General features: G+C 63.5%; 10 protein-coding genes. 9 read left to right on the plus strand and 1 reads right to left on the minus strand.

Annotated elements, in window-relative coordinates; translation table 11 throughout:
* The first annotated feature begins 2 nt into the window (after positions 1-2).
* The 5 genes from AC0L3A_RS14710 (at position 3) to mmsB (ending at position 6,057) form a co-directional block, all read left to right on the plus strand.
* On the plus strand, positions 3-1,079 hold the full coding sequence (locus AC0L3A_RS14710) for an aldose epimerase family protein (RefSeq protein WP_007593243.1): 1,077 nt from the start codon (positions 3-5) through the stop codon (positions 1,077-1,079).
* Positions 1,079-1,957, plus strand: coding sequence for an SMP-30/gluconolactonase/LRE family protein (locus tag AC0L3A_RS14715; RefSeq protein WP_473254649.1), 879 nt, complete (start codon positions 1,079-1,081; stop codon positions 1,955-1,957). Before AC0L3A_RS14710 ends, AC0L3A_RS14715 begins: the two co-directional genes overlap by 1 nt.
* A gap of 73 nt (positions 1,958-2,030) precedes the next feature.
* Positions 2,031-3,104 carry a multiple monosaccharide ABC transporter substrate-binding protein gene (gene chvE, locus AC0L3A_RS14720; RefSeq protein ID WP_007593237.1) on the plus strand — a complete coding sequence of 358 codons (1,074 nt, stop codon included), beginning with the start codon at positions 2,031-2,033 and terminating at the stop codon, positions 3,102-3,104.
* Positions 3,105-3,292: 188 nt separating this feature from the next.
* Positions 3,293-4,870, plus strand: coding sequence for a multiple monosaccharide ABC transporter ATP-binding protein (mmsA, locus tag AC0L3A_RS14725; protein ID WP_007593235.1), 1,578 nt, complete (start codon positions 3,293-3,295; stop codon positions 4,868-4,870).
* On the plus strand, positions 4,867-6,057 hold the full coding sequence (gene mmsB, locus AC0L3A_RS14730; protein ID WP_007608442.1) for a multiple monosaccharide ABC transporter permease: 1,191 nt from the start codon (positions 4,867-4,869) through the stop codon (positions 6,055-6,057). Before mmsA ends, mmsB begins: the two co-directional genes overlap by 4 nt.
* Before the next feature lie 84 nt (positions 6,058-6,141).
* Here the strand turns inward: mmsB and AC0L3A_RS14735 are convergent, their stop codons facing one another.
* Positions 6,142-6,297 (minus strand): hypothetical protein, encoded by a 156-nt coding sequence (locus AC0L3A_RS14735; protein WP_007593230.1) that lies wholly within the window; start codon positions 6,295-6,297, stop codon positions 6,142-6,144.
* 172 nt (positions 6,298-6,469) lie between these two features.
* Here AC0L3A_RS14735 and AC0L3A_RS14740 point away from each other — a divergent pair, with 172 nt between their 5' ends.
* The 4 genes from AC0L3A_RS14740 to AC0L3A_RS14755 all read left to right on the plus strand — a co-directional run bounded on the left by AC0L3A_RS14740 (position 6,470) and on the right by AC0L3A_RS14755 (position 9,243).
* A complete protein-coding gene (locus AC0L3A_RS14740) occupies positions 6,470-7,045 on the plus strand; it encodes a cytochrome c oxidase subunit 3 family protein (RefSeq protein ID WP_007593229.1) in 576 nt (191 codons plus the stop codon).
* Positions 7,046-7,047: 2 nt separating this feature from the next.
* A complete protein-coding gene (locus AC0L3A_RS14745; protein WP_007593227.1) occupies positions 7,048-7,308 on the plus strand; it encodes a cytochrome C oxidase subunit IV family protein in 261 nt (86 codons plus the stop codon).
* Between the two features lie 96 nt (positions 7,309-7,404).
* Positions 7,405-7,857: a c-type cytochrome gene (locus tag AC0L3A_RS14750; protein ID WP_007593225.1), complete on the plus strand. Its 453-nt coding sequence runs from the start codon at positions 7,405-7,407 to the stop codon at positions 7,855-7,857.
* Positions 7,858-7,896: 39 nt separating this feature from the next.
* Complete coding sequence (locus tag AC0L3A_RS14755; protein ID WP_473254637.1) at positions 7,897-9,243, plus strand: cbb3-type cytochrome c oxidase subunit I; 1,347 nt, start codon at positions 7,897-7,899, stop codon at positions 9,241-9,243.
* Positions 9,244-9,364: the final 121 nt, after the last annotated feature.

A 9,364-nucleotide genomic window follows, 5' to 3' on the forward strand; every position in this document is an offset into this window, starting at 1 on the left:
TCATGGCTGGATCGAAAACAGAAAGAGACGTCTTCGGAACGCTGCCGGACGGCCGCAAGGTGGACCGCATCGTGCTGCGCGGAGAGGGCGGGTTCGAGGCGCGCATCATCACCCATGGTGCAGTCTTGCAGGCCTTGAGCGCGCCGGACGCCAAGGGCGGCTACGACGACGTCGTGCTCGGCCATGACGCATTCGCCGGCTATCTCGCCGAGCGAAAGTTTTTCGGCGCCACCGTCGGCCGCTACGCCAATCGCATCGCCAACGGACAATTTTCGCTGGACGGCGAGACGGTGCAGCTTCCCGTCAACAACGGTCCGAATGCGCTGCATGGCGGCCTCGACGGCTTCGACCGCAAGCTCTGGGACATTGCGGAGATCGACGATGGCGCCAAGCCCGCAGTCACGCTGACCTACACGAGCCCGCATGGCGAGGAAAACTTTCCCGGTCGGCTCGATGTGCGCCTGACCTATCGCGTCACCGGCCCGGCCGAGCTATCCCTGACCATGGAGGCGCGGACCGACCGGCCGACCATCGTCAACCTGACCAACCACAGCTTCTTCAATCTGGAAGGCGCGACATCAGGCACGCCCATTCTCGATCACAAGCTGACGGTCGCCGCCGGGCATTTCCTCGCGATCGATCCCACCGCCATTCCGTTGCCGGAGCCGCCGCGCAGCGTTGCCGGCACGCCGTTCGACTTCCGCGAGCCGCGGGCCGTCGGCGAGCGCATCCGCGAGAGCGACCAGCAATTGCGCAACGGCAGGGGCTACGATCACACCTACAGTCTCGCGCGTGATGGCAAACTTGCGCTCGCGGCGCGGCTGGAGGGACCGCGCTCGGGGCGCATCATGGAGCTGCTCACCAATCAGCCCGGTCTGCAGGTCTATTCGGGTAATTATCTCGACGGCACGATCTCGGGCAAGGGCGGCAAGCTCTACCGGCAGTCCGACGCGATGTGCCTGGAGCCGCATATCTGGCCGGACGCACCGAACCGGCCGGATTTCCCGAGCCCGCGCCTAGCGCCGGGCGAGGTCTACCGCCATCACACGGTCTATCGCTTTGCGGTGAGGAGGTCATGATGGAACAGGTGCCCACCTCGGTTCTTTCGGACGATCCTTGCCATCTCGGCGAGGGGCCGACCTATGACGTGACCACGGACACGGCCTGGTGGTTCGATATCCGCGAGGGGCGACTGTTCGAGGCGCAGCTCGCCAGCGGCAGCATTCGCGTTCATGCGCTGGGCCGGATGGCGAGCGCACTTGGGCGGATCGACGCCGAACGGCAGTTGATCGTCGCGGAAGACGGGCTCTATGTCCGCAAAATCGCCGATGGCGCGATGACGCTGATCTGTCCGCTCGAAGCCGATAATCCCGCGACCCGTTCCAACGATGCCCGCGTGCATCCCTCCGGCACGTTCTGGATCGGCACCATGGGCCGCAAGGCGGAAGCAGGGGCAGGCGCGATCTACGCGTTCCATCACGGCGAGATCTCGATGCTGTTTCCGCGCGTCAGCATTCCCAACTCGATCTGCTTCTCGCCCGACGGCACCACCGGCTACTTCGCCGATACTGCGCGCGCGGTGCTCTACGCGGTGCCGCTCAATCCCACGACCGGCCTGCCGCGCGGCGAGCCGGAAGTGCTGCTGCGCCACACCGGCATCGGCGGTCTCGATGGTTCGGTGTGCGACGCCGACGGAAACATCTGGAACGCGTGCTGGGGCGCTGGCCGTATCGACGTCTACTCTCCGCAAGGCGAGCGGCTGCGCTCGATGAGCGTGCCGGCAAAGCAGGCGAGCTGCCCCGCTTTTGTAGGCCCTGATCTGTCGCGTCTCCTCGTCACCTCGGCCTGGCAGGACATGGATGCGGCGGCGCGTGCCGCCGATCCGCAAGCCGGCTACACCTTTCTGTTGGAGGCATCCGCGCGCGGTCGCGCGGAGCCTGACGTCAAGCTCGCATAGGAGGCTCGAAGCCGCACACCACCAAAGTTCTCGGCGACACGAAAAAACAGTCTGACACCAAAGGGAGTGAAACATGCTGAAACTGAAGACGACCTTCCTCGCGCTGGCGCTGGCCGGCGCTGCGACGATGGCCGCGGGCGTCACCGCCTCGGCCCAGGACAAAGCAACAGTCGGCATCGCCATGCCGACCAAATCGTCGGCGCGCTGGATCGACGATGGCAACAACATGGTCAAGGTGCTGAAGGAGCGCGGCTACAACACCGACCTGCAATATGCCGAGGACGACATTCCGAACCAGCTCTCGCAGGTCGAGAACATGGTGACCAAGGGCGCGAAAGCGCTGGTGATCGCCGCGATCGACGGCACTACGCTGTCCGACGTGCTCAAGCAGGCGAAAGCGAAAGGCATCACCGTGATCGCCTATGACCGCCTGATCCGCGGCACGCCGAACGTCGACTATTACGCGACGTTCGACAATTTCCAGGTCGGCGTGCTCCAGGCCGAGTCGATCGTGCAGGGCCTCGGCCTCAAGGATGGCAAGGGTCCGTTCAACATCGAGCTGTTCGGCGGCTCGCCCGACGACAACAACGCCTACTTCTTCTACAACGGCGCGATGAGTGTGCTGAAGCCGTACATCGACAGCGGCAAGCTCGTCGTCGTCTCCGGCCAGATGGGCATGGACAAGGTCGCGACCTTGCGCTGGGATGGCGCCACCGCGCAGGCCCGCATGGACAATCTGCTCAGTGCCTACTACGGCAACAAGAAGGTCAACGCGGTGTTGTCGCCGTATGACGGCCTATCGATCGGCATCATCTCCTCGCTGAAGGGCGTTGGTTATGGCAGCGCCGGCCAGCCGATGCCCATCATCTCGGGCCAGGATGCCGAGGTGCCCTCGATCAAGGCGATGCTGCGCGGCGACCAGTATTCGACCATCTTCAAGGACACCCGCGACCTCGCCAAGGTGACCGCCGACATGGTCGACGCTGCGCTGGCCGGCAAGCAGGTCACCGTCAACGACACCAAGACCTACGAGAACGGCGCCAAGACCGTGCCGTCCTATCTGCTCAAGCCGGTCGTGGTCTACAAGGACAATTGGGAGAAGGTCCTGGTCGACAGCGGCTACTACAAGAAGTCGCAGTTCCAGTAAGAGGTCTACTCCCTCTCCCGACCTGCGGAGAGGGAGTTCTTTAGGGTTAGGGCGAAGCGCATGTTTATCAACTCGTCATGCCCGGGCTTGTCCCGGGCATCCACGTCCCTCTTCGCAAGCGGCTGCACGTGGATGGCCGGGACAAGCCCGGCCATGACGATTGTGGAAGCCCCCGGGAGAATGATCCAATGACTGCAATGCTGGAGATGCGTAACGTCAGCAAGAGCTTTTCCGGCGTGCAGGCGCTGCGCGATGTCAACTTCTTGGTTGAAGCCGGGCAGATCCACGCCCTCGTCGGCGAGAACGGTGCCGGCAAGTCCACGCTAATGAAGGTGCTCAGCGGCGTCTATCCGGCCGGCAGCTACGAGGGCACCATCATCTTTGATGGCGAGGAGCGCCGCTTCCGCGACATCAACGATTCCGAGGCGCTCGGTATCATCATCATCCATCAGGAGCTGGCGCTGATCCCGCTGATGTCGATTGCCGAAAACATCTTCCTGTCGCATCCGCCGTCCAAGCTCGGCGTCATCGATCGCGACGAGGTCTATAGACGCACGCGGGAACTCCTGGCGCAGGTCGGCCTCAAGGAATCGCCGGATACGCTGATCACCGATCTCGGCGTCGGCAAGCAGCAGCTTGTCGAGATCGCCAAGGCGCTGTCCAAGCGGGTGCGGATGCTGATCCTGGACGAGCCGACCGCGAGCCTCAACGAGGCCGACAGCGCCGCGCTGCTCGAACGCCTCATGGCGTTCCGCGCGCAGGGCATCGGCTCGATCCTGATCTCGCACAAGCTGAACGAGGTCGCCAAGGTCGCCGACCACATCACCGTGCTGCGTGACGGCCGCACCGTCGACGGCATCGACTGCCGCGCCGAGCCGATCCAGGAAGACCGCATCATACGCAGCATGGTCAACCGCGATCTCGCCCATCGCTTTCCGGAGCGGAGCGCAAAAATCGCCGAGCCCGTTCTCACCGTCGAGAACTGGTCGGTCTACCATCCCATCCATCCCGAGCGGCAGGTGATCAAGAACGTCGATTTCAGCGTGAAACGCGGCGAGGTCGTCGGCATCGCCGGGTTGATGGGGGCGGGGCGCACCGAGTTCGCCATGAGCCTGTTCGGCCGCTCCTGGGGCACCACGATCAGCGGTCGCATCCGGCTCGAGGGCCGTGAGATCGTGCTGCCCAACGTGGCCGCCGCGATCGACGCCGGCCTTGCCTATGTCACCGAAGACCGCAAGCAGCTCGGACTGATCCTCGCCGACGACGTCCGCAAGAACATCACACTGGCAAGCCTCGACCAGGTCGCCCCCAACCGGGTGATCGACGACATCGCCGAGCTGAAGGTCGCCAGCGATTACCGCAACCGGATGCGCATCCGCTGCTCCGACGTCTATCAGGAGACCGGCCAGCTCTCCGGCGGCAACCAGCAAAAGGTCGTGCTGTCGAAATGGCTGATGACCGACCCCAAGGTCTTGATCCTGGACGAGCCGACCCGGGGCATCGACGTCGGTGCCAAATACGAGATCTACTGTATCATCAACGAGCTTGCGGAAGCCGGCCGCGGCGTGGTGGTGATCTCCTCGGAGATGCCCGAGCTACTCGGCATCTGCGACCGCATCTGTGTCATGAACGACGGCGCCTTCGTCGGCGAGTTCCCCGGCGCCGAAGCGACGCAGGAAAAGATCATGCGCGCCATCATGCGCAACGACAGAAATTATGGAAGCAGCGCCCTCGCGGGTGCGGAGATGGGAGGATCGCAGCTATGACCGACAAGACGGTTTCGCTGCCCGAGGAGGGCCGGCACGGCAGCTTCATCAAGAACAATTTGCGCAATTACGGCATGCTGATGTCGCTGATCGCGATCATGCTGTTCTTCCAGGTCATGACCGGCGGCACGCTGCTGCAGCCGCTCAACCTGACCAATCTGGTACTGCAGAACAGCTACATCGTCATCATGGCACTGGGCATGCTGCTCGTCATTGTCACCGGCCATATCGACCTCTCGGTCGGCTCGGTCGCGGGCTTCGTCGGCGCGGTGGCCGCCGTGCTGATGGTGACATACAAGGTCGACTACACGCTCGCCTTCATCGCCTGCCTGCTGCTGGGCGCGGCAATCGGCGCCGCGCAGGGCTATTGGGTGGCCTATTTCAAGATTCCGTCCTTCATCGTGACGCTGGCCGGCATGCTGGTGTTCAAAGGACTTGCGCTCGCGGTGTTGCAGGGCCAGTCGCTCGGGCCGTTCCCGGCGACCTTCCAGAAATTGTCGTCGGGCTTCATTCCGGAGATGCTGCCCGAGGCCGGCACGCTGCATCCGACGTCGATGCTGGTCGGTGCGGTGCTCGCGCTCGGCCTCGTCTACGCCAGCGCCAAGGGGCGCTCGCGCGAGCAGTTGCACGGCATCGAGGTCGAGCCTTACGCGTTCTTCCTCGGCAAGAGCATTCTCCTGGCCTGCGCCGTGCTCTATTTCACCTATCTGATCGCCTCGCATCGCGGTCTGCCGAACGTGCTGGTCATCATGACCGCGCTGATCGCGCTCTACGGCTTCGTCACCCGCCGCACCGTCATCGGTCGGCAGGTCTACGCGGTCGGCGGCAATGCGAAAGCGGCAAGCCTGTCGGGCATCAAGACGGAACGGTTGACCTTCCTCACCTTCGTCAACATGGGCGTGCTCGCCGCGCTCGCCGGCCTCGTCTTCGCCGCGCGCCTCAACACCGCAACGCCGAAGGCGGGTCTCGGCTTCGAGCTCGACGTCATCGCCGCCTGCTTCATCGGCGGCGCCTCGGCCTATGGCGGTGTCGGCCGCGTCGGCGGCGCCGTGGTCGGTGCCATGATCATGGGTGTGATGAACAACGGCATGTCCATCCTCGGCATCGGCATCGACTATCAGCAGGTCATCAAGGGTCTGGTCCTGCTCGGGGCGGTGTGCATCGACGTATATAATCAGCGGAGATGAGGCTGCGTAGCCTGGATGGAGCGAAGCGCAATCCGGGGCTACTGACCCGCATTCCGCTCTGCTCCATGCGGGCTACGGCAGTCATTACTGCGTCGTGATCAGCACCCCGGCGATCGCGACGGAGAGGCTCACCGCCGAGACGGTGGCCACGGTCGATAGCACGCCCATTCGCCGGAGCGCGATGGCGAAGACGATGATGATGGGCGTTGCGGTCATCAGCCCGATTTGTGCATCGCTCATGTTATCGCTCGCAGCTCCACGGAACCCTGGGGCGTTTGGTACCGCGACCCGGCCGGCCGGACGTTGCGACGGCGCAAACAAATTGATCGGCATTCCCCAAGTTTGTCCGGCAACAAACTCGGATCGGCACGGCTGAGCTAAGTCTGGCTGGTGTCCTGATCCGGAAGAGCAGATGTCGGCAGCCGATTGCGAACCACGGGGAGCCGGCTGGGGAATTCTGGACGATCTTCCCGGCGATCCCATGATCTGGGTGCTGATCTTCAGCGAGCTCGCCGCCTTCGGTCTGTTTCTCGGTGCATTCGCGGTCGCCCGCGCGATCCATCCGGCCGTGTTCGCGGTGGGGCAGGCGGCGCTTGATCCGGGTCTCGCCGGATTGAACACTGTCGTGCTGGTGACGAGCGGTTGGGCCGCAGCCCGGGCTGCGAAGACCGCGCGGGCCAGCGAGAGCCGGGCGACACAATCCTGGCTCCTCACAGCCATGGGGCTTGGCGGCCTGTTCGTGGCGATCAAGCTCGGCGAATATGCCGAAGAGATCGGACGCGGCATCGGACTCGAGACCAGTCCGTTCTTCACACTCTACTTCCTCCTGACCGGCTTCCATCTTCTGCACGTCTGCCTCGGCATCATCATCCTCGCATTGGTCTGCCGCCGCGCTGAAGCGTTCGGCGTCGAGACGGGAACGGCCTTCTGGCACATGGTCGATCTGGTCTGGATCGTGATGTTCCCGATTCTTTATCTGGTGCGGTGACGATGCCGGATCGCCTGGACATCACATGGATCGCGCTGATCGGCCTCGCGCTCGCGACCATCCTGGTGCCACCGCTGGTGCCGCGGCCGCTGCTCGGCAACGCCCTGCTGCTGGCCTTGGCCGCCGTCAAGGGCCGCCGGATTGCGCTCGATTTCCTCGATCTTCGCGCGGCGCCTGCGCTCTGGCGCGGCCTCGTCAGCGCCTGGATCCTCATGGTGGTGCTGTTTGCCTGGCTCACATCTGCCGTCAGCGCCCTGATCTGACTCACTCCTTGCGCCCTGACAAAGAACAGGCCGTGCCGATCAGCGATAAATCGCATCACCGATTTTCTCGGCGGGACTCAATTGAAAGGATTGGCAATGGCTGAACGCCTGACCAAGTCGGCCGCTCGAAACGTCTTCTACGGCGGCTCGGCCTTTTTCTTCGCCATCTTCATCGGGCTGACGGCGCACAGCCACTACTACATGGTCACGACCTCGACGGACGCAGTGACGCTGACGTCGTCGGTCGCCCGCGGCAAGCATGTCTGGGAGAAGAACTCCTGCATCAATTGCCACACGTTGCTCGGCGAAGGCGCCTATTTCGCGCCCGAAGTCGGCAACGTCTGGGATCGATGGGGCGGCAAGGAGGATCCGGCCGGCGCGCGAGAGACGTTGAAGGCCTGGATGCAGTCGCAGCCTTCAGGCGCGGAGGGCAGGCGGCAGATGCCGCAATTCAACCTCACCGACCAGGAGCTCAACGATCTCGCCGATTTCCTGCAATGGGTGAGCACGATCAAGCGCCAGGATTGGCCGCCGAACAAGGCCGGTTGAGCCCGCCGCTTTCCTCTTTCAAGACAGAGAGAATCCGAGATGAAATATCAGACCCAAAAAGTCGCGATGCTGTATTTCTACGGCGCGCTGACCCTGTTCCTGGCTCAGGTCCTGTTCGGCCTCCTCGCCGGGACGATCTACGTCCTGCCCAACACGCTGTCGGTTCTGCTGCCGTTCAACATCGTCAGGATGATCCACACCAACGCGCTGATCGTGTGGTCGTTGATCGGCTTCATGGGCGCGACCTACTTCCTGCTGCCTGAGGAAACCGAGACCGAGCTGTACAGCCCGCTACTCGCAAAGATCCAGTTCTGGATGTTTTTTGGCGCAGCAGGCGTCGCGGTCGTGGGCTATCTCTTCCACTACCACGAGGGCCGCGAGTTCCTTGAGCAGCCCTTCATCATCAAGGTCGGTATCGTCGTCGTCTGCCTGATGTTCCTGTTCAATGTGACCATGACCGCGCTCAAGGGACGCAAGACCACGGTCACCAACATCCTGCTGTTCGGCCTGTGGGGCGTTGCGATCTTCTTCCTGTTCGCCTTCTACAATCCGGCGAACCTCGCCGTCGACAAGATGTACTGGTGGTACGTCGTCCATCTCTGGGTCGAGGGCGTCTGGGAGCTGATCATGGCCTCCGTGCTCGCCTATCTCATGATCAAGCTCAATGGCATCGATCGCGAGGTGGTCGAGAAGTGGCTCTACGTCATCATCGGCCTCGCGCTGTTCTCGGGGATTCTCGGCACCGGCCACCATTTCTACTGGATCGGCGCGCCCGGCTACTGGCAGTGGATCGGCTCGCTGTTCTCGACGCTCGAGGTCGCGCCGTTCTTCACGATGGTGATCTTCACGGTGCAGATGACCTGGAAGGCCGGCCGCAAGCATCCGAACCGCGCCGCGCTGCTGTGGTCGGTCGGCTGTTCGGTGATGGCGTTCCTGGGAGCCGGCGTCTGGGGTTTCCTGCACACGCTGTCCTCGGTGAACTACTACACCCATGGCACCCAGGTCACCGCTGCGCACGGCCATCTCTCCTTCTTTGGCGCCTATGTGATGCTCAACCTTGCCGTGATGGCTTACGCCATCCCGCAGATCAAGGGACGCGCGCCCTATAACCAGTGGCTCAGCATGACGAGCTTCTGGATCATGTGCACGGCCATGATGACCATGACGTTCGCGCTGACCTTTGCCGGCGTGGTCCAGGTCCATCTCCAGCGCGTGCTCGGCCAGGGCTACATGGACGTGCAGGACCAGCTCGCATTCTTCTACTGGGTGCGGCTCGGCTCCGGTGGGTTCGTCGCGATCTCCGCGCTGATGTTCGTCTGGGCGGTGCTGGTGCCCGGCCGCGAGAAGCTGGCGACCATTCCCGCCGTGCTGCAGCCGGCCGAGTAAGCGTGACGGGGGGCGCGGGTGGTGGGGGGCGCCGCGGGAGGAAAAAAAGGGGAAATAAAAAGAAAAAAACCCCGAACCCCCAGGGCGCGCCGGCCCCCCCCCCCACCCCCGCTAGGGGCAA

Source organism: Bradyrhizobium sp. MI1.3 (assembly GCF_055811695.1).